This window comes from Sorangium sp. So ce367, from assembly GCF_051520455.1.
GTDB classification, from domain to species: domain Bacteria; phylum Myxococcota_A; class Polyangia; order Polyangiales; family Polyangiaceae; genus Sorangium; species Sorangium cellulosum_B.
Genome location: NZ_CP150334.1, coordinates 5,731,739 through 5,756,736 on the forward strand (window position 1 = coordinate 5,731,739; position 24,998 = coordinate 5,756,736).

Sequence of the window (24,998 nt, forward strand, 5' to 3'; positions counted from 1 at the left end):
CACCGCGGGCGGCCGGATGTGGCAGCATGGGGCCGGAGGAGACCCTACCTTGCGCCTCGGGATCGATTTCGGAACCACGCGGACCGTGGTCGCGTGCTGCGATCGCGGGAACTACCCTGTCGTCAGCTTCCAGGACGCGGCGGGGGACACCGTGGATTTCTACCCCTCCGTGGCCGCCGAGCGGCGGGGGGAGCTCCGGTTCGGCTTCGACGCCCTCGCGGTCGCCTCGGACCCCGAGTGGACCGTGCTCCGGTCGTTCAAGCGGGTGCTCTCCGGCCCGCGCGCGTCGCCCGACGTCGAGGTCGAGATCGGCGGGACGAAGCTCCGCGTGCTCGATCTCCTGACCCTGTTCCTGCGGTCGCTCCGCGACGCCGTGCTGAACCGGTCGAACCGGCCCAAGAAGGACGACGACGGGCGCCTCATCTCGGTCGTGGCGACCCCGGCCAACGCGCACGGGTCGCAGCGGTTCGTGACGCTCGACGCCTTCCGCCGCGCCGGCTTCGAGGTGATCGCGCTCCTGAACGAGCCGTCGGCCGCCGGCTTCGAGTACACGCACCGCCACCGCAGCACCATCACGTCGAAGCGCGAGCACATCGTCGTCTACGACCTCGGCGGCGGGACGTTCGACGCGTCGCTTGTCCACATGACCGGGCGCAGCCACGACGCCGTGACGACCGCGGGCCTGAACCACCTCGGCGGCGACGACTTCGACGCCGCGCTGGCCTCGATGGCGCTCGACGCCGGCAAGATCGAGAAGATCGAGCGCGAGGGCCTGCCGGCGCGCGCGCTCGCGGCGCTCGCGGACCAGTGCCGCGAGGTGAAGGAGCGGCTCAACCCGAACTCCCGGCGCATCGTGATCGACCTGGAGGCCTGCCTGGGCGACCTCTCGCCCGCCCGCGAGGTGACGATCGCGACCGCCGACTACTACGACCGGTGCGTTCCCCTCGTGGAGTCGACCATCGCGGCGATGCAGCCGGTGATCGCGCGCCTCGACGCCGGCGCGGGCGAGGCGCTCGCCGACATCGCGGGGATCTACGTCGTCGGCGGCGCGAGCTCGCTGCCCATCGTCGCGCGGACGCTGCGCGAGCGCTTCGGGCGCCGCGTCCATCGCTCCCCCTACCCCTCGGCGGCCATCGCGATCGGCCTGGCCATCGCCGTCGACGAGGACGCGGGCTTCGAGCTCTCCGACCGGCTCTCGCGCCACTTCGGGGTGTTCCGGGAGGGCAGCGGCGGGGACGAGGTGGTCTTCGACCCGATCTTCGACCGGGAGGCGCGCATCCCGTCGAGCCACGAGGCGCCGGTGGTCTCGCGGCGCGTGTACCGGGCGGCGCACAACGTCGGCCGCTACCGGTTCGTCGAGTGCGCCGCGCTCGACCGGCTCGGCGTGCCCCACGGCGACATCACGGCGTTCAACGAGGTCGTGTTCCCCTTCGACCGGCGGCTCCGCGACCGCGCCGCCGAGCTCGGCGGGGTGACCGTCGAGCGCATGGGCAACGAGGGGCCGCTGATCGAGGAGCAGTACGCGATCACCTCGCACGGGATCGTCGAGGTGACGATCACGGACGTGGAGGCAGGGTACCGGCGCGTCTACCAGGTCGGGGCGTGAGGGCATACGCGATGCCCGAATCGAGCGTGGACCGCACAAGGAGCCCGCCCAGATCGGCCCCGAGCTCGACGAGCGTCCGCGCGATGGCGGGCTGGATCCCCGTCAGGAGCACCTGCGCGCCGAGCAGGTTCACCGCGCGCGCCGTCCGCACCAGCGCGCTCGCGACCTGGGTGTCGATGGTCGGCACGCCCGTAACGTCGAGGATCACCATCGAGGCCTGGTGGGCGACGATGCCTTCCAGCAGGATCTCGAGCACCTGCTGAGCCCGCGGCGCATCGATGTTGCCGATGAGCGGCATCACCACCACGCCGCGCGCGATCGGCAGCAGCGGCGTGGAGAGGGCGCGCAGCCTGGCCTCCTGCAGGTGGATGATCTCGTCCTGAAGCCGCTGAGCCTCGGCCTCGGCCGCTCGGCTTTCGGTGACCTCCACGGAGATGCCGCACACCGCATGCAGCGTGCCTCGTGAATCCAGCAGCGGGAACCTCGTGGTCACGAAGGAATGGACGCGGCCCTCGATCAGGAGCTGCTCCTCCTTGACGAGCGGCGCCTCCGTCGCGATGACCTGCCGCTCCGACTGCGCAAAAGCCTCGGCGAGCTCCGAGGGCATGACATCGCGATCGGCGCGCCCGAGCACCGCGTCCCGGGAGAGGCCCATGAGCCGCTCGAAGTGCCTGTTGACGAGCGCATAGCGGCCGTTCAGATCCTTGACGTAGACGGCGCTGGGCGCGTGCTCCACGATTGCGGTGACGAATGCCGCGCTGTCCTGGTACGCCTGTTGGGCGCGCATCCTGTCGGTCACGTCGAGGTTGATCCCGATCACGTAGCGCGCGCCGCCCACGTCGGCCGCCGACATCCTGGTCTCGGTCCAGACGGTGCGGTCCTCGGTGCGATCGAGGCCGGCGTCGGCCGTGTTGTACGCGGTCGGCGCCATGATCACGCCTCCGCCGCTCCGGATCACCTGATCGAAGTGGGCAGTGTATCCGCCCGCCAAGGCGACAGGGTCCTCGTACATATTGTGCTTGCCGACCATGGCCTCCTTCGACGGCACGGCCAGTATCTCGCGGTTCCGTCGGTTGATGTCCACGAGTACGCCGTCGGCGCCGTAGAGCGCCGACGGGACCGGCAGGTGCTCGAAGACGCCCTGGTACAGCGCCGCCTGCGCCTCCGCGGCCTGGGCGCGCTGCTCCAGCGCCTTGACCTCGCAGCGGAGCCGCTCCAGCTCAGCCTGCAGTCCCTCGATGTCCATGCCCCCCAGGCTCATCGGGTCTGCCCTTTCAGCTCGCGAGTGGCCATCGCGCTCAGGTCGTATCCATGCATTATTACACGCCGGACACTTACATATTCCGTCCAGCATTGCCAACGCCGATTTGCGGAGCTCGGCTTTCAGCGATTGGGCGCGTTGTGGCGCTCACACCTGCGCGGGACCCGCGCTCTGGGTCGCGTCAGGCCGCGTCAGGCCGCGTTGGGTCGCGTTCGTGTGCGGGGGAGCGGAGAGCGCGCTACGGGACGATCCGGCGCAGCGCCTCGACCAGGATCGGCAGGGTCGCCAGCGCGCCGAGCGTGGTCACGACCGCGGTGGCCGCGGCGAACTGGCCGTCGCAGCCGTACCGCGCGGCGACGATCACGGACACCATGGACGTCGGCATGGCGGACTGAAGCACCGCCACCTCGGAGGAGGGCCGCTTCAGGCCGAGCGCGACCGCGGCGCCGAGCGCGACCGCGGGCGACAGGAGCAGCTTCACGGCGGCGACCGCCGCGAGCGGGCGCACGCGGCCGCGGAGCGAACCGAGGTCGAGGCTGAGGCCCAGCGCGAGGAACACGAGCGTCGGGGTCGCGCTCCCGAGCGCGCCGAGCGCCTGCTCCAGCCACACCGGCAGCGGGATCGGCGCCGCGTGGAGCGTGAGCCCCACGGCGATCGACAGCACGTTCGGGTGCAGGAGCACCGCGAGCAGGCCCCGCCCATCCCCGCCGCCCCCGCCCCCGCCCATGCGCGCGGCGAGCGCGACGCCGAAGGTCCACAGGAGGAACGCCGTGACGATGCTGTCGACGAGGATCGCCGTCCCCGCCGCGCCGCCCGCGTCGCCGTAGAGGGCCAGCACGACGGGCACGCCGAGGAAGCCGGTGTTGGAGAAGCTGCCGACGAGGCCGGCGGCGCCCTGCGCGGCGCGCGGGAGCCCGAGCGCCCGCGCCACGGCGACCCCCGCGAGGGCGCACGCGAAGAGCGCGACCGTCGACGCGGCGACCGCGCCCCACGCGCCGTGACCGATGCCCGAGCGGCGGAGCACGCTGACGATCAGCGCGGGCGTGGTGACGTCGATGACCAGCCGGTGCAGCACGGCGGCGTCCGCCTGACCGGCGCGGCCCAGCGCGCGCAGCAGCACGCCGACCCCGAGCACCGCGAAGAGGGCCAACAGCTGCGAGATCAGGTCGCCCGACGGCACGGGCCCGCTTTTAGCTCGGCGGCGGGCGGCGTCCAGCGCTCTCGCTGGTCATGCGGCCGGCGGCAGCGGGGCGGGAGGTCGAGACCGCGCCAGGAGCGCCGAGGAAGGTTGCTTCCCGGCGCCCCCGCGCTTCTTCAGGTGGTCAGGGCACGAGGTCCTGCACGGCCTGCACCACCGCCTGGGCATTCATGCCCAGCCGGTCCATCACGATGTCGCCGGGGGCGCTCGTGCCGAAGCGGTCGATGCCGAGGGCGATCCCCTTGGTGCCGACCCACCGGTGCCAGCCGAAGGTGACGCCCGCCTCGATGGACACGCGCCGCGTGCACGCGGCGGGCAGCACGGCCTCGCGGTAGGCGTGATCCTGGCGCGCGAACCGCTCCACACACGGCATCGAGACGACGCGGACGCCGGGCCCGATCCGCTTCGCGGCCTCGACCGCGTGCTGCACCTCGCTGCCCGTCGCGATCAGGATGGTCTCGAGCGCCGCCGTCTCCTTGACCAGGACGTAGGCGCCGCGCCGGACGCCCTCGCGCTTGGCGGCGGCGTCGCCCGGGAGCAGCGGGACGGCCTGGCGCGTGAGCGCGAGGACCGTCGGGCCGTCGTTGCGCTCCAGCGCGGAGATCCAGGCGCCGGCCGTCTCCTCGGCGTCCGCCGGCCGGATGACGTCCAGATCGACGATGACGCGCAGCCCGGCGACGGTCTCGACGGGCTGGTGCGTCGGCCCGTCCTCGCCCACGCCCACCGAGTCGTGCGTGAAGATGTAGATGACCGGCAGGTGCGACAGCGCGGCCAGGCGGACGCTCGGCCGCAGGTAGTCCGCGAACACGAGGAACGTCGCGCCGCTCGGGCGCAGGCCGCCGTGGTACGCGATGCCGTTCATGATCGCGCCCATGCCGTGCTCGCGGATGCCGGCGCGGATGTTCCGGCCGCCGGGGTGCTCCGGATCGAAGTCGGTGCTCGACGCGATGTAGTTGAACGTCGAGCCGTAGAGGTCGGCGCTCGACCCGATGAGCGCGGGCACCGCCTCGGCGACCGCCTGCAGCACGGTCTCGCCGGCCTTGCGCGTGGCGACCTTGGTGCCGGCGGCGAAGGCGGGGACGCGCGCGTCGAGGTCCGCCGGGAGCTTCTTCGCGAGGCCGTCGTCGAGCTGGCGGGCGAGCTCCGGGTTCTTCGCGCGCCAGGCCTGGAAGGTCGCCTCCCACGCCCCGCGCACCTTGGCGAGCTCTTCCTTGCGCGTCGCGAAGAACTGCTTCACCTCCTCGCTGACGTAGAAGTGCTCCGCGGGCAGCCCCAGGTTCTTGCGGGCCTGATCCACGAACTTGGCGCCGCCCTCACCGTGCGCCTTCTGCGTGCCGGCGACCTCCGGGATCCCCTTGCCGATGACGGTGTGGGCGACGACGAACTTCGGCTTTCCGCTCTTCGACGCCCGCGCCTGGCCGAGCACCCGGTGGACGGCCTCCAGATCGTTGCCCTGCTCGATGTGGAGCACCTCGAAGCCGTAGGCCTCGAAGCGCTTGGCCGTGTCCTCGCTCTGGGTCTTGATGGCCATCGCGTCGAGGGTGACGTCGTTGGCGTCGTAGATGAGGATCAGGTTGTCGAGCTTGAAGTGCCCCGCGAAGGAGGCCGCCTCGGCGGCCACGCCCTCCTGGAGGCAGCCGTCGCCGGCGAGGCAGTAGACATTGAGATCGAAGATCGTGTGCTCGGGCGTGTTGTAACGCGCGGCGAGCATCTTGGCGGCCACCGCGTGCCCGACCGCGTTGCCCACGCCCTGGCCGAGCGGGCCCGTCGTCGCCTCGACGCCCTCGGTGTAATGGTACTCCGGGTGGCCGGGCGTCTTCGACTCCCACTGCCGGAAGCGGCGGACGTCGTCGAGGGACACCGGATAGCCCGAGAGGTGCAGCCAGGCGTAGAGGAACATGCTGCCGTGACCGGCGGACAGGACGAAGCGATCGCGGTTCAACCAGTGCGGTTCGCTCGGATCGTGGCGGAGGATGTCGCCGTAGAGCGCTGCACCGATCTCGGCGGCCCCTAGCGGTAGGCCGAGGTGACCGGATGAGCAGGCGTGGACGGCATCCATGGCGAGGCCGCGGGCGATCGAGGCCGCGGCGGCGAGCTTGGCGAAATCAGGCATGGCGCGCACTCTAACCTACTTCGTCGCGAAGCGCGCCCCTTCGCGAGGCCCCCTCACCCGCCGCCGACGCCTGGACCGCTGCGAGCGCGCCTCGGTGCCCGCTCGACTGTCCAGGGTTTCGTGGGATGCGCCGGGGCCGCGGGGCGGAGATCGGGCCGGTCCGCCCATTGGTTGCGCCATGGCGGACGCCCGCCGCGCGGCCCGCTGCGCTCGCGGAGCCCCGGCAGCTGCTCGCGCGGCGCTCGCCGGGAGACGGGCGCCGGGCCGACATGCCGCCGTTCGCCGCCGCCCTGAGGTGCAGGCGGACACGATGGCGCCAAGGCGGCCTTCGCCCCCACGCCGGGTTCACCTTCACCACAAAGCTCGTTCCGGCGGGGATTGGCCCACCGCCGAGATCCGGATTTCCCAGGCTGCGGCCCATGACCACGGCATTGTCCTCTGGGTGGACGGCGACATCCTTTGCAACAGGGTTCCGGAGCCGCTCCCCTCGGGCCTGCACGCGGATGGAGCTCAGGCCACGAGGCGCTCGCACTGCTGCGGGAGGTTCATCGCGGAAAGAGAGAAACCGCCAAGTGGCCTTCAGGCGGAAGGACGCCCTGGGTACCCGGAAGTTGAAGGACAAGGATGAGAAGGAGCGCCTTCACCAGCCATGCCGCCTGCGCCGTGAACCCGGGCGTGTCCCCCTCCTCGTTCTCCGTCCCAATCCCTGCCTGCTGATACCTCCAGCGGTGTCCACGGAAGCGGCGGAGGCTCAACGACCGCTCGGCGCACGGCCATGCCGGCCTGGGCTTCGCCGGAGAGCCGACATGGTCCGCCTGGATCGAGGTGGGCCCCCCCTCCTCTTCCGCCCACAAAACACGTGCTAATTCCAACCGTCCCGTGATACGAGACGAGGGAGTCCGGGGGGATCCTTCGCTGTGGCAGGGCCACACAGCTCACGGTGCATGCGTCCGCTCGCTCGCCGTCCCGTTGGACATGCCGACCGGGAGCGGAAGGCTGGTTGGGGTGTACTGAGATCTGCAGAAACCTATGCAAGAGAAAGAAACTCCGCCCTCTGGGCTCATCCTCATCGTGGACGACAGCGCAGACAACCTGAACGTCCTGTCGAGCGCGCTCATGTCGGATGGATTGGAGGTCGCCGTCGCGTGCGACGGTGAGGAGGCGATCGAGCTGGCCAGCCGAGCCCAGCCCGATCTCATCTTGCTCGACGCGCTGATGCCCGGTCTCAGCGGGTTCGAGGCGTGCCGGCGAATCAAGGCCGATCCAGCGACGCAGAGCATCCCCGTCATCTTCATGACAGCGCTCGCTGAAGCGAAGTTCCGGATCCAGGGCTTTCGCCTGGGGGCCGTCGACTACGTGACCAAGCCGTTCGAGAAGACCGAGCTCCTGGCGCGGGTGCACACCCAGATCTCGCTCCGGCGCGCAACGCGGGCTCTCGAGGAGCGGAATGCGAGGCTCTCGCAGGAGATCCGGGAGCGCGCCAGGGCCGAGGAGGCGCTGGCGGAGGCCGTGCAGATGCTGCGCGACGCGAACACGCAGCTCTCGCAGCAACTCGCGCAGAGCGAGCGCGCCGAGGCGGCCAGAGCGGCGCTGCAGGAGCAGGTCATCGCGGCCCAGCGGGAGCGGCTCCTCGAGCTGTCCGCGCCGCTGATTCCGATCATCGATGGCATCCTCGTGATGCCCCTCGTCGGCACGGTGGACGTCGAGCGCGCCAGGCAAGCGGTCGAGACAGCGCTGCGCGGGGCGAGCGAGCGCGGGGCGGACCATCTCATCATCGACATCACCGGCGTCAAAGCGGTAGACGCGACTGTCGCGCGCATGCTCGTGCAAGCCGCGATGGGGCTCTCGCTGCTCGGCACGCGAACGGTCGTGACCGGAATCCGCGCCGAGGTGGCGCACACGTTCGTGGGGCTCGACCTGCACCGCGATCGCCTCGTGACGAAGGCCACCCTCCAGTCGGGCGTCGAGCATGCGCTGCGCACGCGCGGTCGTGGCCAGCCGAGGCGCGAGCTCTGAACACGAGAGAACTCCGTTGTTGCCCGGCGTCTCCGCCGGACCCGAAGAGGAGCTGAACCGGGATGGATCTGAGAGACTACGCTGTGGGGGAGGTCATGCACGAAGGGGCCGAGACCCGCGTGTGCCGCGCGGTCCATCGTCCCTCGGGCGATAGGGTGGTGCTCAAGTTTCCCGTGGCGGCCGCGCCGAGCTCGCGCGTGACGGGGCGCATCGTGCATGAGCACCACCTCCTGAAACAGCTCGGGGAGGTATCAGGGATAGCACGGGCGCGGGAGCTCTTGCAGCGGGGCGGGACGGTCGCGCTGGTGCTCGAAGACCCGGGCTTCCGGTCGCTGGATGGCGTGCTGGCCGAGCGCGGGCGCCTGCCGGTGGAGGCGGGGCTCCGGCTGGGAGCGCTCCTCGCCCGGGTCCTCGAGGCCGTGCACGCGGCAGGCGTGACACACAAGGACATCAAGCCACAGAACGTGCTGGTCGACGCGGCGTATACGCAGGTCAAGCTGCTCGACTTCGGCATCGCCTCGTCGCTGCCGCTGGAGGCGACGGCGGCGAGCATCCCCGAAGGGATCGAGGGGACGCTGGCGTACATGTCGCCGGAGCAGACGGGCCGCACGGCGCGCGCGCTCGACGCGCGCACCGACCTCTACTCGCTCGGAGTGACGCTCTTCGAGGCGCTCTCGGGGCGGCTGCCGTTCACCGAGCGCGACCCGCTCTCGCTCGTGCACGCGCACCTCGCGAAGGAGCCGCCGAGCCTCGACGAGGTCGCCCCCGACGTGCCTCCGGGCGTCGCGGCGATCTCGTCAAGGCTCCTGGCGAAGAACCCTGACCGGCGGTATCAGACGGCCAAGGGGGCAGCCGAGGACCTGGAGCGAGCCCTTCGCATGTGGCGCGAGCGCGGCACGGTGGAGCGCTTCGCGCTCGGGGACAAGGATTTCTCACAGAGGCTGCGGCTGCCAGACGTGCTCGTCGGGCGAGAGCGGGAGCGGGATCTCCTGGGCGCCGCCTTCGCCCGCGCCGCCGCGGGCACCGTGGAGCTCGTGCTCATCGGCGGCCCGTCCGGCATCGGCAAGACGGCGCTCGTGCGCACGGTGTACCAGGATATCGCGCAGGCGGGGCGCGGGCTCTTGATCTCGGGCAAGCACGACCCAATGGCGCGGTCGATGCCGTACGCGGCCATGGCGCATGCGTTCGGGGCGCTGATGCAGCAGTGGCTGGCGAGCCCGAAGCCGGTGCTCGCGGCATGGCAGGAGCGAATCAAGGCCGAGGTGGGGGACAACGCCCGGCTCATCGCGGACGTGGTCCCCGAGCTTGACCTGGTGATGGGCAAGCTCGCGCCGGTGCCGCCGGTGCAGGGCGATCTGGTGCTCGCCCGCCAGAAGCTGACGTGGCTGAATTTCGTGCGGGCGGTGGCGACGCCGAACGCGCCGCTCGTGATGTTCCTCGACGACATGCAGTGGGCCGACAGCGCCACGCTGGAGATCCTGAGGACGCTGCTGACCGACGCAGAGCGACGAGACCTCCTCGTGATCGCCGCGTACCGCGACAACGAGACGCCGCCCGAGCACTCGCTCTGGAAGCTCGTGGAGGCGGTGGAGAAGAGCGGCGCGACGGTGTCGACAATGACGGTGAGCCCCCTGTCGGAAGAGCAGGTGCAGGCGTGGGCGGCGCGGACGCTGCGCAGCGAGGCGGCGCGGGTGGCGCCGCTGTCACGGGTGCTGTGGCAAAAGACGCGAGGAAACCCCTTCTTTGTCGAGCAGCTGCTGCTCTCTCTGCACCGCCAGGGCAAGGTGGTCAGGGATCTGGAGAGCGGCGCATGGCGCTGGGACCAGAAGGAGCTGGAGCAGGCGCAGGTCACGGACAACGTCGTGGCCCTCTTGACGGACAAGCTGCTCGAGATGCCCGAAGCGACACAGCAGCTCCTGGGGCTCGCGGCGTGCGCGGGGCACGCCTTCCACCTCCACGACCTCGAGCGGCTCAGCGGATGGGAGCGCGCCCGGGTGACCGGCGCGCTGTGGCCCGCCCTGCGGGAGGAGCTGGTGGTGCCGGCCGATGGAGCCTACCGGACCGCGCAGGCGCTGGGGCAGGTCGGAACCGGAACCGGAACCGGAGAAGGAGCGCTCGACGCGGAATACCGCTTCTTGCACGACCGCGTGCAGCAGGCGAGCTACGAGCGGGTCGCGCCGGAGCAGCGGGCGCTCGCCCACATGGAGATCGGCCGGCGGCTCTGGGCGCTGCATCGGACGGAGGGCGGCACACCGCAAGAGCTCCTGGAGCTGGTGCGGCACCTGAACCTGGGCTCTTCGCGGGCGAGCTCCGTAGAGGAACGCGTGGCGCTGGCGCGGCTCAACCTCGAAGCCGCGCGCGCCGCGAAGGCGGCGAGCTCGCACCGGCTCTTGGCGAGCCTCGCGGAGACCGCGCAGGCCTTGCTGGGCGACGGCGCGTGGCAGACGGAGCCCGAGCTGACCGCGCAGCTCGCGCTGGAGCGGCTCGAGGCGGCCTTTCTGCTGCGGGAGTTCGATGACGTCGAGACGCGGTCCGTACGGCTGCTCGCGACGCCTCTTCCGGCGCCGATCAGGCTTTCGGTACAGGAGCTCCGCGTCCGCGCCTGCCAGGTGGCAGGTGAGTTCACGCGAGGGGTAGAGCACGGGCTCACGGCGCTTGCGGAGCAGGGTATCGTTCTTCCCGACACGGACGAGGCGCGCCTCACCGCCTTGCTCGAGGAGTCCGTCGAGCTGGATCGATGGTTCGAGGGCGACCCGGACGCGTTCGATCGGATGCCCTCCGATCCGTCGGTGGAGCAAGTGCTCATCGACGCGCTGATGATGCAGCTGATGGTGTGTGCTGGGATCGGCGGTCAGCCGATGCTGTCCACGCTCGCGATGGTCCGCGGCGTCCAAAGGGTGCGACAGCGGGGCATGATCACGCCCATTTCTCCTTTCAACATCGTTTGCTTCGCGAACGCGTGGTCGATCACCACGGGGATGTACCGCCGATCCGCATCCTGGGTCTGGCCTGGCGTGCGCGCGGCGGAGCGCGTCGCGTCCCCCTTGCTGGCAGAGTGTCTGTGTTACCAGGCGATGTACATGGGCTACTCCCTCCCCGCCGATGAAATGGGGCCCGTCCTCGAACGAAGCGTCACAACGGGCCTGAAGCTCGGCTCGTTCCAGGGCACGAGCTGGGGGCTGGTGGACGACTTGAGCTTCTACCGCGTATGGCGTGGTCAGCCGGTCGGACAGATCGAGGCGCACCGGACGGCTCATTGGGGCCTGATGCAGCGCGCAGGAGACGCTCTCGGGAAACACTATTACGAGATGTTCGCGTCATGGTGTGGCCTGCTGATATCCAGCGGCAACGCGGCGTTGCTCCTCTCCGATGAGCCGCTTTCGCGAGGGTCGCGCTCCCTCCTGGCCGAGGGAGACGGGATGACGGCCGCGCATGCTCGCGTCCTCGAGGCGCACCTGTTCCTCGTCGCCGGCGCGTTTTCGCGCGCGCTCTCGCGCGCCCGGGAGGCCGCTCAGTTCCGACAGATCCTCTTCGGCTTTCCCCCTGTGACAGACATCCCGCTCTGGCTCGCGCTTGCAGCGGCGAAGTGCTGGAACGAGACCACGGATCCGGAAGAGCAGGCGAGGCTCCGCGAGCATATCGAGCACGGCCTCGAGCGTCTGAGGTACTTCGCCGAGGGGTGCGCAGACAACTTCCTGCACAAGCTGCGCCTGCTCGAGGCCGAGCACGCCCGCCTGCAGGGCAAGACCGACGAGGCCATGGCCAGGTACGACGAGGCCATCGAGCTGGCCCGCCAGCAGCGTTTTTTCCACATCGAAGCCCTCGCTGCCCAGCTCTGCGCCGAGTTCCACATCGAGGCGGGCAGGAGCCGTATCGCAGCGCTGTACCTGCGTGAGGCCAGGGACGCCTATGTCCGCTGGGACGCGCACGCGGTGGTGGCCCATCTCGAGGCGAGATGGCCGGCCCTGCTCCGCGCGCCTGCCCAGCCCGCGGCGGCCGATCGCCGCCGCACGACGGGCGTCGCCACGCTGACCACGACGGGCGCCGAGGGGGGCGCGCAGCTCGACGTGAACACCGCGGTACGCGCGGCGCAGGCGCTGTCGAGCGAGCTCGACCCGGAGCGGGTCGTCGGCCGGCTGATGGAGCTCGTGCTGGAGAGCGCCGGCGCGCAGCGCGGCGTTCTGCTGCTCGGCGAAGGCGAAGAGCTCTCGGTCGTGGCGCGGCTCTCGGTGGAGGGGGGCCGCATCGAGACGGGCCTGTCCGAGCCGCTCTCGCAGAGCAGCGAGGTGGCGAGGACGGTCGCACACTACGTGGCGCGCACGAACGAGCCGGTCGTGGTGGACGACGCCAGGTCGGACGCGCGCTTCGCGGCCGATCCGTACCTGGCCGCGCACCCGGTGCTCTCGCTCCTGGCGCTTCCCCTGTCGCATCGAGGGCGCCTCCTTGGCGTGCTCTACCTCGAGCACCGGGAGGCGCCTGCGGCGTTCCCCGAGCGGCGGGTCGAGCTCCTGTCGGTGGTCGCCGCGCAGGCCGCCATCGCCGTGGAGAACGCGCTCCTCTACCGGGATTTGGAGGCCAAGATCAAGGAGCGCACCGTCGAGCTCCGCATCGCCAAGGAAGCGGCGGAGCGCGCCAGCCAGGCCAAGAGCGACTTTCTCTCCAGCATGAGCCACGAGCTGCGAACGCCGCTCAACGGGATCATGGGGTATTGCCAGATCCTGGAGCGAACACCCGATATCCCGCAGGCGTGGCGGGATGGCCTGCACGTCATCCAGAGGTCGAGCGAGCATCTGCTCTCGCTCATCAACGACCTCTTGCATCTGGCGAAAATCGAGGCGGGCAAGGTGGACTCCGTGCTGACGGAGTTCCGGTTGCCGGCGCTCGTGCGGACGGTGGTCGATCTGTGCCGGGTGCGCGCCGAGGCCAAGGGGATCACGTTCTCGCACGAGCTGCGCGGCCCCGCGCTTCAGGCCGTCCATGCCGACGAGAAGCGGCTGATGCAGGTGCTCTTGAACCTCCTCGGCAATGCCATCAAGTTCACCGAGCGCGGGGGCGTCTCCCTGGGTGTCGAGGTGCTGGAGGAGAGCGTCCCTGCGGGGCGAATGGTGCGCTTCCGCATCGAGGACACGGGTCCTGGGATCGCCCCCGATCACCTGTCGCGCATCTTCGAGCCCTTCGAGCAGGTGGGGGAGCAGAGCGCGAAGAGCGAGGGCACAGGGCTCGGCCTCGCCATCACGAAGAAGCTCGTGCAGCAGATGGGTGGGGCGGTCGAGGTGCAGAGCGAGGTCGGTGAGGGCAGCGTCTTCACCGTGACGCTCCCGCTCGCCGAGGCGCAGCTCGCGACGAGCCCAGGCGAAGCCAGGGGGTGGGACACGATCATCGGTTATCCGGGGGAGCGCCGCACGATACTCATCGCGGACGACAACCCCGACAACCGCGCGGTGGTGCGCGGGCTCCTGGGCCCGCTCGGCTTTGACCTGTGCGAAGCGGACGGGGGTGAGGCGGCGCTGCGCGTGGCCGCGCAGCGCGCGCCGGCGCTCATCCTGATGGACGTGTACATGCGGGACATGGATGGTTACGAGGCCGCGCGCCGTCTCCGGCGCATGCCCGAGCTCCGGCAGGTGGCGATCGTGGTCTCGTCGGCGAGCGTCTCGGAGGCCGAGCAGCAGAAGTGCGCCCTCGCCGGCTGCGATGACTTCCTGCCCAAGCCCGTCGTGGCGAGCGCGCTCCTGGACAAGATATCGCGGTTGCTGGGCATCGAGTGGCTCAGGCGCGAAGAGGCGCCTGCTCGGGACGCGCCGGCGGAGGAGCTCCCCGACGGCGGACACCTCGCGCCGCCTCCGGCAGAAGAGCTGGAGATGTTGTCGGCGCTCGCGAAGAAGGGGCTCATCCACAGGATCCTGGAAGAGGCGGAGCGCATAAGGCAGCACGACCCGCGGTTCAGGCCTTGGATCGATCAGCTCACGACGCTCGCCCGCCGCTATCAGACCCGGAAGCTGCGGGACTTCGTCGGTGCGTACGGCCCAGGCGGCGCGCACGGCGGCAATGGCCGCGCGGATCCGCAGGAACCGACGTAGAACGCGGAATGGTGCTCGGCGCGCTCGCGTGCGTCAGGGGGCCAAGACCGCGACGAAGCCGTCCCGGCCCGTGGCGGTGAGCGGGCCGGCGCCGAAGTGGGCTGTACCCGTGAAGTCGCCGACGAGCGCGATGCGGTGGTAGACGAACAGCGCAGTAGAGGTACCCGCGGCACCTGCCGCGATGTCTCGTAGGTGGATCGAGCTCAGGCCGTTCCCGGCGTTGTATCCGTGGCTGAAGAGGTGGTTCCCGTCCGGATCGAGCTTGACGACGAAGACGGCGCTCGACGAGAAGTCGTCGGTAAAGGGGAGCGGGCCGCCTCCGAAGTCCACAGACGGCGGCCGGTCGAAGGTGCCGCCGCCATAGATCCCGCCGAGGAGGATGTTGCCGCTCGCGTCGAGCGCGATCTTGGTTCCGGCTTCCCCGTACGGACTGCTGCCGAATCGTCTGCTCCATATCGCATGGCCTGCCGGGTCGAGCTTGAGCACGAACACGTCCACGGATCCTGCGCTCACGAGCGGCCCCGCCCCGAAATCGACCGTCCCCTCGAACGCGCCCGTCACATAGAGGTTGCCCGCGGCGTCCGTTGCGACGCCGTAGGCGGCGTCAGCGCCAGCGCCGCCCAGCGCGGCGGACCAAAGCGGCGGAAGCGAGCATTGCCCCGTACCATCGCAGTCCTCGTCGGCCTCCGAGGCGCAGTCTTCAGCTGACGGCGTGATCTCGCCGGTGCACGGGACATAGCCAGATCCGTCTGGGAGGCAGGTCCGAGCCCCGGCGGTGCAGCGCCCCACGCCTTGCGTCCCCGGTAGCCCCGAATAGCAGCTCAGCTGCGACCCTGGCTCGCAGCTCTCAAGGCGGAGGCGGTACGTCTGGCGACGGCGGACGGCCGGAGCACTGGCCAGCGGGCCGGGAGCGCTCACGACGCCCGAGCGTGAGGAGCTCCAGCGCCTGGAGATGGGGATGGAGCGTCAGAGCCGAAAAAAGGGGAGGCCTCCTCGTCAAGGAAAGCACGTGAGGCGAGCCGACATGCGACCTCGGAACCAGGCGGAAAGCGCCCATCTCATGCGTACTGTAGATGGAATAGATGACCTGTGTGGCTCAGCCTACCCTCTCCACCGCACCTGCACCCCTCTCCGCTTACGCCTACAAAAGGTATGTTAAGGCTGAACAGCCCGTGGTACGAACGGAAAAAGAGAAGACCGAATGTTTCCTGTGATGGGGCCGCCGGCTCACGTTGTACGCATTTGCTCGCCCGCCGTCCGTTGGGGCACTGCGAGCGGGCGCACGAGGCTCGCTCGATCGTGCTGAGCCGGTAGAGACCCATGCAAGAACAAGAAACTCCGCTCTCTGGCCTCGTCCTCATCGTGGACGACAGCGCGGACAACCTGGCCGTGCTGTCGCACGCGCTCATGTCGGATGGCCTGGAGGTCGCGGTCGCGCGCGACGGTGAAGAGGCGATCGAGCTGGTCAGCCGGGCCCAGCCGGACCTCGTCTTGCTCGACGCGCTGATGCCCGGCCTCAGCGGGTTCGAGACGTGCCGGCGGCTCAAGGCCGATCCGGCGACGCAGGGCATCCCCGTCATCTTCATGACGGCGCTCGCTGAAGCGAGGTTCAGGCTCCAGGGCTTCCGCGTGGGCGCCGTCGACTATGTGACAAAGCCGTTCGAGAAGACCGAGCTCCTGGCGCGGGTGCACACCCAGATCTCGCTCCGGCGCGCAACGCGGGCCCTCGAGGAGCGGAATACGAGGCTCTCGGAGGAGATCCGGGAGCGCGCCAAGGCGGAGGAGGCGCTGGCGCAGGCCGTGCAAATGCTGCGCGACGCGAACGAGCGGCTCTCGCAGCAGCTGATGCAGAGCGAGCGCGCCGAGGCGGCCAGGGCGGCGCTGCAAGAGCAGATCATCGCGGCCCAGCGGGAGCGGCTCCTCGAGCTGTCCGCTCCGCTCATTCCGATGATCGATGGCGTCCTCGTGATGCCCCTCATCGGCACGGTGGACGTCGAGCGCGCCGAACAAGCGGTCGAGACAGCGCTGCGCGGGGCGAGCGAGCGCGGGGCGGACCATCTCATCATCGACATCACCGGCGTACAAGCAGTCGATGAGACGGTTGCGCGAATGCTCGTGCAAGCCGCGATGGGGCTCTCGCTGCTCGGCACGCGGACGGTCGTCACGGGCATCCGCGCAGAGGCAGCGCAAACGCTCGTGGCGCTCGACCTGCACCTCGATCAGCTCGTGACGAAGGCCACCCTCCAGTCGGGCGTGGAGCACGCGCTGCGGACACGCGACCGCCGCCAGCACAGGCCCGAGCGCTGAAGTACCGCAGAATTCCGTTGTTGCCCGGCGTCTCCGCCGGACCCGAGGAGGAGCTGAACCGGGATGGATCTGAGAGACTACGTTGTAGGGGAGGTGATGCACGAAGGGGCCGAGACCCGCGTGTGCCGCGCGGTCCATCGTCGCTCCGGCGACAGGGTGGTGCTCAAGCTCCCCGTGGCGGCCGCGCCGAGCTCGCGCGTGACGGGGCGCATCCTGCATGAGCATCACATCCTGACACAGCTGAGAGATGTGTCGGGGGTGGCACGGGCGCGGGAGCTCCTGCCGCTGGGCGGCACGGCCGCGCTGGTGATCGAGGACCCCGGCTTCCGGTCGCTGGATCTCGAGCTCGCCGAGCGCGGGCGCCTGCCGGTGGAAGCTGGGCTGAGGCTGGGAGCGCTCCTCGCTCGAGCCCTCGAGGCCGTGCACGCGGCAGGCGTGACACACAAGGACATCAAACCACAGAACGTGCTGGTCGACGCGGCGTATACGCAGGTCAAGCTGCTCGACTTCGGCATCGCCTCGGCGCTGCCGCTGGAGGCGACGGCGGCGAGCATCCCCGAAGGGCTCGAGGGGACACTGGCGTACATGTCGCCCGAGCAGACGGGCCGCACGGCGCGAGCGCTCGATCCCCGCACCGACCTCTACTCGCTCGGCGTGACGCTCTTCGAGGCGCTCTCGGGGCGGCTGCCGTTCACCGAGCGCGACCCGCTCTCGCTCGTGCACGCGCACCTGGCCAAGGAGCCGCCGTCCCTCGACGAGATCGCACCCGACGTGCCTCCGGGCATCGCGGCGATCGTGTCCAGGCTCCTCGCGAAGAACCCTGACCGGCGGTATCAGACGGCCAAGGGGGCAGCGGAAGACCTGGAGCGAGCGCTGCGCACGTGGCGCGAGCGCGGCGCGGTGGAGCGCTTCGCGCTCGGGGACAAGGATTTCTCGCAGAGGCTGCTGCTGCCCGACGTCCTCGTCGGGCGAGAGCAGGAGCGCGATCTCCTGGGCGCAGCCTTCGCCCGCGCCGCCGAGGGCGCGGCGGAGCTCGTGCTCATCGGCGGCCCGTCCGGAATCGGCAAGACGGCGCTCGTGCGCACCGTCTACCGGGACATCGCGCGCGCGGGGCGCGGGCTCCTGATCTCGGGCAAGCACGACCAGCTCGCGCGGTCGACGCCCTACGCGGCCATGGCGCAGGCGTTCGGGGCGCTGATGCAGCAGTGGCTGGCGAGCCCGAAGCCGACGCTCACGGCGTGGCAGGAGCGGATCAGGGCCGACGTGGGGGACAACGCCCGGCTCATCGCCGACGTGGTGCCGGAGCTCGACCTGATCATGGGCAAGCTCGCGCCGGTGCCGCCGGTGCAGGGCGAGCAGGTGCTCGCCCGGCAGAGGCTGACCTGGCTGAACTTCGTGCGGGCGGTCACGACGCCGAACGCGCCGCTCGTGATGTTCCTCGACGACATGCAGTGGGCCGACAGCGCCACGCTGGAGATCCTGAGGACGCTGCTGACCGACGCAGAGCGACGAGACCTCCTCGTGATCGCCGCGTACCGCGACAACGAGACGCCCCCCGAGCACCCGCTGTGGAGGCTCGTGGCGTCGGTCGAGGAGAGCGGGGCGAGGGTATCGAGGATGTCGGTGCACCCCCTGTCGGCGGAGCACGTGCAGGCATGGGCAGCGCGGGCGCTGAACAGCGAGGCGGCGCGGGTGGAGCCGCTCTCGCGTATCCTGTGGCAAAAGACGCGAGGAAACCCGTTCTTCATGGAGCAGCTGCTGCTGTCACTGCACCGGCAGAGCAAGGTCGCGCGGGACCCGGAGAGCGGCGCGTGGCGCTGGGGCCAGAAGGAGATCGAGCAGGCGCAGGTGACCGACAACGTCGTCGCCCTCCTGACGGACAAGCTGCTCGAGATGCCCGAAGCGACACAGCAGCTCCTGGGGCTCGCGGCGTGCGCGGGGCACGCCTTCCACCTCCACGACCTCGAGCGGCTCAGCGGATGGGAACGCGCCCGTGTGACCGGCGCGCTGTGGCCCGCCCTGCGGGAGGAGCTGGTGGTGCCGGCCGATGGAGCCTACCGGACCGCGCAGGCGCTGGGGCAGGTCGGAACCGGAACCGGAACCGGAACCGGAACCGGAACCGCAGAAGGAGCGCTCGACGCGGAATACCGCTTCTTGCACGACCGCGTGCAGCAGGCGAGCTACGAGCGGGCCCCGCCGGCGCAGCGCGTCCTGGCGCACCTGGAGATCGGCCGGCGGCTGTGGGCGCGGCATCGGACGCAGGGGGGCACACCGCAAGAGCTCCTGGAGCTCGTGCGGCACCTGAACCTGGGCTCGGCGCGGATGGACTCCGCAGGCGAGCGCGAGGCGCTGGCGCGGCTGAACCTCGAGGCCGCGCGCGCTGCGAAGGCGGCGAGCTCGTACCGGCTCCTCCTGAGCCTCGCCGAGACCGCGCAGGACTTGCTGGGCGATGACGCCTGGCGCAAGGACGCGCCGCTGTGCGCGGAGCTCGCGCTCGAGCAGATCGAGGGGGCCTTTCTGCTGCGGGAGTTCGACGATGTCGAGGCGCGGTGCGCGCGGCTGCTCGCCAGGCCGCTGCCGGCGCTCACCAGGCTCTCGGCGCACGAGATGCGCGTCCGCAGCGCCCAGGCGGCGGGCCAGTTCGCGCGAGGGGTCGAGCTCGGGCTCGCCGCGCTCACGGAGCAGGACATCGCATTTCCGGGCGCGGACGAGGCGCGCCGCGCCGCGCTCGTCGAGGAGTCCGCCGAGCTGGATCGGTGGTTCGAGCGCGACCCGGACGCGTTCGAACGGATGCCGCTCGATCCCTCCCCGGAGCAGGTGCTCATCGATGCGCTGACGATGCACCTCATGGTGTGCGCGGCGATCGGCGGTCAGCCGATGCTGTCCGGGCTCGTGATCGCCCGCGCCGTGCTGAGGGTGCGAGAGCGGCGCGCGCTCACGCCGGTCTCTCCCTTCATCATCGTTTGCTTCGCGAACGTGTGGTCGCTCAGCACGGGCATGTATCGTCGCGCCGCGAGCTGGGTCGGCCCCGGTGTGCGCGCGGCCGAGCGCGTCGCGTCGCCCTTTCTGGCAGAGTGTCTGTCCTTCCAGGGGCAATACACGGCCTACTCCCGCCCTGCGGATGAAATGGGGCCCATCTTCGAGCGAACCTGCGCGACCGGCCTGAAGGTCGGCTCGTTCCAGGGGGCGAGCTGGGGGCTGGAAGGCGACCTGTTCTATTTCCGAGTGTGGCGCGGCCAGCCGCTCGGGCAGCTCGAGGCGCACAGGGCGGCGCGCTGGGGGTTGATGCAGCGCGCGGGGACCGCGCTCGGGACGCACTATTTCGAGGCGATCGCGTCGTGGTGCGACCTCTTGACGACCGCCGACGGCGCACGGAGGCTCCTGTCGGGCGAGCCGCTCTCGCGAGGATCGCGCTCCCTCCTGGCTGACGGAGACGGGATGGCAGCCGAGCTGGCGCGCATCCTCGAGGCGCACCTGTTCCTCGTCGCCGGCGCGTACCCGATGGCCCTCTCGCGGGCACGGGAGGCCGAGCAGTTCCGCGTGTCCATCTTCGGCTTCCCCCCGGTCACGGACATCCCGCTCTGGCTCGCGCTCGCGGCCGCGAGGTGCTGGCCGGAGGCCGCGGACGCGGCGGAGCGGGCCGAGCTCCGCGAGGAGATCGAGCAGGGCCTCGCGCGGCTGAGGTACTTCGCCGAGGGGAGCGCGGACAACTTCCTCCACAAGCTGCGCCTGCTCGAGGCCGAGCACGCCCGCGTGCAGGGCAAGACCGACGAAGCCATGGCCAGGTACGACGAGGCCATCGAGCTCGCGCGCGAGCAGCGATTCTTTCACATCGAAGCCCTGGCGGCTCAGCTCTGCGCCGAGTTTCACCTCGAGGCGGGCAGGCGCCGTATCGCAGCGGTGTACCTGCGCGAGGCCAGGGACGCTTATGCTCGCTGGGAAGCGCACGCGGTGGTGGCTCACCTGGAGGCGAGATGGCCCGCCCTGCTCCGCGCGCCTGCCCAGCCCGCGGCGGCCGAGCGCCGCCGCACGACGGGCGTCGCCACGCTGACCACCACGGGGGTCACCGGCGGCGCGCAGCTCGACGTGAACACCGCGGTGCGCGCGGCGCGGGCGCTGTCGAGCGAGCTCGACCCGGAGCGGGTCGTCGGCCGGCTGATGGAGCTCGTGCTGGAGAGCGCCGGCGCGCAGCGCGGCGTCCTGCTGCTCGGCGAAGGCGAAGAGCTCTCGGTCGTGGCGCGGCTCTCGGTGGAGGGGGGCCGCATCGAGACGGGCCTGTCCGAGCCGCTCTCGCAGAGCAGCGAGGTGGCGAGGACGGTCGCGCACTACGTGGCGCGCACGAACGAGCCGGTCGTGGTGGACGACGCCAGGTCGGACGCGCGCTTCGCGGCCGATCCGTACCTGGCCGCGCACCCGGTGCTCTCGCTCCTGGCGCTCCCCCTGTCGCATCGAGGGCGCCTCGTGGGCGTGCTCTACCTCGAGCATCGCGAGGTGCCTGCGGCGTTCCCCGAGCAGCGGGTGGAGCTCCTGTCGGTGGTCGCCGCGCAGGCCGCCATCGCCGTGGAGAACGCGCTCCTCTACCGGGACCTGGAGGCCAAGATCAAGGAGCGCACCGTCGAGCTCCGCATCGCCAAGGAAGCGGCGGAGCGCGCCAGCCAGGCCAAGAGCGACTTTCTCTCCAGCATGAGCCACGAGCTGCGAACGCCGCTCAACGGGATCATGGGGTATGCCCAGATCCTGGAGCGAACGCCCGACGTCCCGCTGGCGTGGCGGGAGGGCCTGCGGGTCATCCAGAAGTCGAGCAAGCACCTGCTCTCGCTCATCAATGACCTGCTGCACCTGGCCAAGATCGAGGCGGGCAAGATGGACTCCGTGCTGACAGAGTTCCGGTTGCCTGCGCTCGTGCGGACGGTGGTCGACCTGTGCCGGATGCGCGCCGAGGCCAAGGGGATCACGTTCTCCCATGAGCTGCGCGGTCCTGCGCTTCAGGCCGTCCGTGCCGACGAGAAGCGGCTGATGCAGGTGCTCTTGAACCTCCTCGGCAATGCCATCAAGTTCACCGAGCTGGGACGCGTGTCCCTCCGTGTCGAGGTGCTGGAGGAGACAGTCGCTGCAGGGCGGATGGTGCGGTTCCGGGTCGAGGACACGGGTCCTGGGATCGCCCCGGAGCACCTGTCGCGCATCTTCGAGCCCTTCGAGCAGGTGGGGGAGCAGAGCGCGAAGAGCGAGGGCACAGGGCTCGGCCTCGCCATCACGAAGAAGCTCGTGCAGCAGATGGGTGGTGCGATCGAGGTGCAAAGCGAGGTCGGTGAGGGCAGTGTCTTCACGGTGACGCTCCCGCTCGCCGAGGCGCAGCTCGCGACGAGCCCAGGCGAAGCCAGGGGGTGGGACACGATCATCGGTTATCCGGGGGAGCGCCGCACGATACTCATCGTGGACGACAATTCCGACAATCGCGCGGTGGTACGCGGGCTCCTCGGCCCGCTCGGCTTCGATCTGTGCGAGGCAGACGGCGGTAAGGCGGCGCTGCGCGTGGCCGCGCAGCGCGCGCCGGCGCTCATCCTGCTGGACGTGTACATGAAGGACATGGATGGCCACGAGACCGCGCGTCGCCTCAGGCTCATGCCCGAGCTCCGGCAAGTCGCCATCCTGGCCTCGTCGGCGAGCGTATCCGAGGCCGAGCGGCAGCGATGCGCCAGCGCCGGCTGCGACGACTTCTTGCCCAAGCCCGTCGTGGCGAGCGCGCTCCTGGACAAGATATCGCGGTTGCTGGGCATCGAGTGGCTTCGCCGCGATGAAGCCCCCGCTCACGATGCGCAGGGAAAGCAGCCCGAAGGCGGCGGCCACCTCGCGCCGCCTCCGGCCGAAGAGCTGGCGCTCCTGTCGGCGCTCGCGAAGAAGGGGCTCGTCCACAAGATCGTGGAGGAGGCGGAGCGGATGGCGCAGCACGATCCGCGGCTCAGACCTTGGATCGAGCAGCTCACGACGCTGGCGCGCAGCTACCAGACCCGGAGGCTGCGGGACTTCGTCGGCGCGTACGGCCCAGGCGGCGCCGACGGCCGCGCGGATCCGCAGGAATCGACGTAGCGAGTCCCCTCGGTCGGGGGACGATGCCTAGGGTGGGAGGGAGAGAGCCTCCGGGTCGCCCTGACCTTGGGTCCGGTCGCCAACCTGGGTCGGGTCGCCCTCAGCCTGTTGAGCGAGCCTCAGGAAGGGTGGTGAGCGCAGCCGGCGCGCTCGGCGCGACGCTGCGGTACCGATCGTGCCCAGGCGCCCTGTACAGCAGCACGCCGTCCTGGAGCCGCCCACCGGGCCGGATGAGCGGCAGGAGCCCCGCCCCCTGCTCTTCACCGCGGAGCACGTCGAGCTGCCACGCGGGCTCGACGCCTGCGGCCACGCGCGCCAGCCATGCCCGTCGGGCGTACCGCCGCGCCGCGCCGAGCGCGGCCAGCCCAAGCCCGAGGACGGCAAGGCGCGACGGCGACACCGCCACGGGTACCCCCTGTCGGGCGAGCTCCGCGCACGCTCCCCCGAGGAAGAGCCACACGCCCACGGTCGTGAGCACCCGATCGGGGCCGTCGTGCGAAGGATCCAGCCGCGCGCGCACGGCGCTCACGACGACGACGGCGTACGAGGCCCCAAAGACGAAGCCGAGCGGCCCCCCGAAGATGCTGCCGAACAGGGAGCCCCCAACGAGCTCCCAGAGGGCGCTGCCCATATCTCCGTGCCTGATGACGCCCATGCCCGCGAGCGACAGGCCGGCGTTGAGCGCACCAGCGAGCGCGCCGCCCCAGACGCACCGCAGCGACGCGACTCGGGCGGTCGTCGCGCGCAGCGCGAAGCGGACCAGGATCAAGCTGAGCAACGCCGTCGAGAGGGCCACCACCGCGACGGCACCCGGCTGGACCTCGATCTTGTAGCGCGCTGTCGGGATCCCCTGGACCGCGGGCAGCGCCGCCGCCGCCGCGAACGCGACGACTGCGGCGAGCACGATCCTGTCGGGCGTCAGCCAGAGGGGCGGGGACCAGGGAACGGGGGGCGTCGGGCGGTTCATGCGGCCTCCAGGGGCGCCGAGGACACCCGGCGAGGGTGGCGGGGCGCGCTCCTGCTCTGACCCGCCATCCAGACCCAGCCATGGAGCGCCTCGGGAGAGACTGCAACGTTTTTGAGGAGGCCCTCGGTGACGCCCCATCCCCACCTCGCCGACCGTCATCGCACCATCGACGCGGTCGTCACCCCAACCTGGGGCGGGTCGCCCGTTCGAGCAGCCGCTCCACCGTCGCTGTCTGCAGGTCGCGCGTCTGGGCCGTGAGCGAATAGAGCATCGCCTCGCGGAAGAAGCGCTGCGCGGCGTTGTCGAGGAGGTTGGCGCTGCCTCCGGTCGCGGCGACCGCGGCGTGCGCGGCCCTGACGCCCAGATCGATGCACCAGGCGCGAGCGCGGACCGCATGCTCTGCATGGCCATCGTCCTCCGGCCGGTCCGCCCATGCATCGACCTCGGCGCGGGCGGCCTCCCTCTCGTCCTCGAACGCCCGCGCGGCGCCCGCCAGGCGCGCGCTGCCGCGGCGCTCCGCCAGATCCGCGAGCAGGGCCGTGGCGGCGCCGGCGACGCCCAGGGAGAGCGCCGACGGCGTGAGCAATCCCGCCACGTCGCGGGCGGCCTGCTGCTCGGGCGTCAGGGTGGCGATCACCTGCTCGGGGCCGACGTGTAGCTCTCGCAGCGTCAGCGACACCGTGGCCGAAGCGTTCATCGCGCTCAGGCGGAGCGGCGGCGATGCCTCGATGGAATCCCCCGCCTGCAGCGGTGTCAGGACGTACATCAAGCGTCCGTCGGGGAGCGCGCCGGCGATGACCGCATCGTCGGCGATCCCATGGCCGGTCAACCAGGGCACGGTGCCGTCGAAGCGGAGCCGGTCGCCGTCGGGCTCGACCCTGACCATCGGTGGGCCCGGGCGGCGGACGTGCGAGAAGCCCACGGTGCAAAAGCGCTCTCCGGAGGCGAAACGAGGCAGGGCGCGCTCCTTGAGCGCCTCGTTGTCGCCGCGCGCGATGAGCGGGCACGCGGCGGCGTGCTGCATGTGGACGAACGCCGTCACACCGCAGGCGCCGGCGAGGATCTCCAGGACCTCGCGCGCGACCCGCGGCGGGGCGCCGTGGCCGCCGTGGCACGCAGGCGTCGCGATCCCGAGGAGACCTGCGTCCGCGAGGGCGCGGATGTGCTCTCGGGGAACCGTCGCGGCCTGATCCGTGGCGTTCGCCGAGGGGGCGAGCACGAGCGTCGCGAGCCGGCGGGCGCGCTCGATCAGCGCGGCGGAGCCGGCCGCGGCGGGCGGCGTGGGCGATCCGGGGGACATGCGAAGGGAGTGTAGGCCGCGGCGGCGACGCGACCCAGCGACCCGACCGAGCGCGGCGCCGACGGC

General features: G+C 70.8%; 11 protein-coding genes. 5 read left to right on the forward strand and 6 right to left on the reverse strand.

Translation table 11 applies throughout. The features are described 5' to 3' along the window. Positions 1–49 precede the first annotated feature (49 nt). A complete protein-coding gene (locus tag WME97_RS21860) occupies positions 50–1,606 on the forward strand; it encodes an Hsp70 family protein (protein WP_437554579.1) in 1,557 nt (518 codons plus the stop codon). Here WME97_RS21860 and WME97_RS21865 read toward each other — a convergent pair. The 3 genes from WME97_RS21865 to tkt all read right to left on the reverse strand — a co-directional run bounded on the left by WME97_RS21865 (position 1,557) and on the right by tkt (position 6,178). Further along, positions 1,557–2,960, reverse strand: a complete 1,404-nt coding sequence (locus tag WME97_RS21865; protein ID WP_437555451.1) for a PAS domain-containing protein — start codon at positions 2,958–2,960, stop codon at positions 1,557–1,559. The two genes, WME97_RS21860 and WME97_RS21865, sit on opposite strands and share 50 nt — an antisense overlap. A 145-nt stretch (positions 2,961–3,105) precedes the next feature. Continuing rightward, positions 3,106–4,047 (reverse strand): AEC family transporter, encoded by a 942-nt coding sequence (locus WME97_RS21870; RefSeq protein WP_437554581.1) that lies wholly within the window; start codon positions 4,045–4,047, stop codon positions 3,106–3,108. A 142-nt stretch (positions 4,048–4,189) separates the two neighbouring features. Beyond that, positions 4,190–6,178 (reverse strand): transketolase, encoded by a 1,989-nt coding sequence (gene tkt / locus WME97_RS21875; protein ID WP_437554583.1) that lies wholly within the window; start codon positions 6,176–6,178, stop codon positions 4,190–4,192. Positions 6,179–7,207: 1,029 nt separating this feature from the next. On the opposite strand from tkt, the gene WME97_RS21880 reads away from it, so the two are divergent. Together WME97_RS21880 and WME97_RS21885 are read left to right on the forward strand one after the other, a co-directional pair. After that, positions 7,208–8,194: a response regulator gene (locus tag WME97_RS21880; RefSeq protein WP_437554585.1), complete on the forward strand. Its 987-nt coding sequence runs from the start codon at positions 7,208–7,210 to the stop codon at positions 8,192–8,194. A 62-nt stretch (positions 8,195–8,256) separates the two neighbouring features. Then, the gene (locus WME97_RS21885) at positions 8,257–14,271 is read left to right on the forward strand and encodes an AAA family ATPase (protein WP_437554587.1); all 6,015 of its coding nucleotides are present in this window, start codon (positions 8,257–8,259) and stop codon (positions 14,269–14,271) included. Positions 14,272–14,304: 33 nt separating this feature from the next. On the opposite strand, the gene WME97_RS21890 is transcribed toward WME97_RS21885, so the two are convergent. Further along, positions 14,305–15,060, reverse strand: a complete 756-nt coding sequence (locus tag WME97_RS21890; RefSeq protein WP_437554589.1) for an SBBP repeat-containing protein — start codon at positions 15,058–15,060, stop codon at positions 14,305–14,307. A gap of 531 nt (positions 15,061–15,591) precedes the next feature. Here WME97_RS21890 and WME97_RS21895 point away from each other — a divergent pair. Further along, entirely contained in the window at positions 15,592–16,578 is a 987-nt protein-coding gene (locus WME97_RS21895) for a response regulator (protein WP_437554591.1), read from the forward strand. 63 nt (positions 16,579–16,641) lie between these two features. Then, complete coding sequence (locus tag WME97_RS21900) at positions 16,642–22,665, forward strand: AAA family ATPase (protein WP_437554593.1); 6,024 nt, start codon at positions 16,642–16,644, stop codon at positions 22,663–22,665. A gap of 100 nt (positions 22,666–22,765) precedes the next feature. Here WME97_RS21900 and WME97_RS21905 read toward each other — a convergent pair whose 3' ends face one another. Further along, positions 22,766–23,632 carry a hypothetical protein gene (locus WME97_RS21905; protein WP_437554594.1) on the reverse strand — a complete coding sequence of 289 codons (867 nt, stop codon included), beginning with the start codon at positions 23,630–23,632 and terminating at the stop codon, positions 22,766–22,768. A 178-nt stretch (positions 23,633–23,810) separates the two neighbouring features. Next, positions 23,811–24,932, reverse strand: coding sequence for an acyl-CoA dehydrogenase family protein (locus WME97_RS21910; RefSeq protein ID WP_437554596.1), 1,122 nt, complete (start codon positions 24,930–24,932; stop codon positions 23,811–23,813). Positions 24,933–24,998 lie beyond the last annotated feature (66 nt).

What these genes read in the sequence shown, in the direction of transcription:
- WME97_RS21885 (WP_437554587.1), top strand. Translation starts at nt 8,257, where the DNA reads ATGGATCTGAGAGACTACGCTGTGGGGGAGGTCATGCACGAAGGGGCC.
- WME97_RS21880 (WP_437554585.1), top strand. Translation starts at nt 7,208, where the DNA reads ATGCAAGAGAAAGAAACTCCGCCCTCTGGGCTCATCCTCATCGTGGAC.
- WME97_RS21905 (WP_437554594.1), bottom strand. Translation starts at nt 23,632, where the DNA reads ATGAACCGCCCGACGCCCCCCGTTCCCTGGTCCCCGCCCCTCTGGCTG.
- WME97_RS21865 (WP_437555451.1), bottom strand. Translation starts at nt 2,960, where the DNA reads ATGCTGGACGGAATATGTAAGTGTCCGGCGTGTAATAATGCATGGATA.
- WME97_RS21900 (WP_437554593.1), top strand. Translation starts at nt 16,642, where the DNA reads ATGGATCTGAGAGACTACGTTGTAGGGGAGGTGATGCACGAAGGGGCC.
- WME97_RS21910 (WP_437554596.1), bottom strand. Translation starts at nt 24,932, where the DNA reads ATGTCCCCCGGATCGCCCACGCCGCCCGCCGCGGCCGGCTCCGCCGCG.
- tkt (WP_437554583.1), bottom strand. Translation starts at nt 6,178, where the DNA reads ATGCCTGATTTCGCCAAGCTCGCCGCCGCGGCCTCGATCGCCCGCGGC.
- WME97_RS21895 (WP_437554591.1), top strand. Translation starts at nt 15,592, where the DNA reads ATGCAAGAACAAGAAACTCCGCTCTCTGGCCTCGTCCTCATCGTGGAC.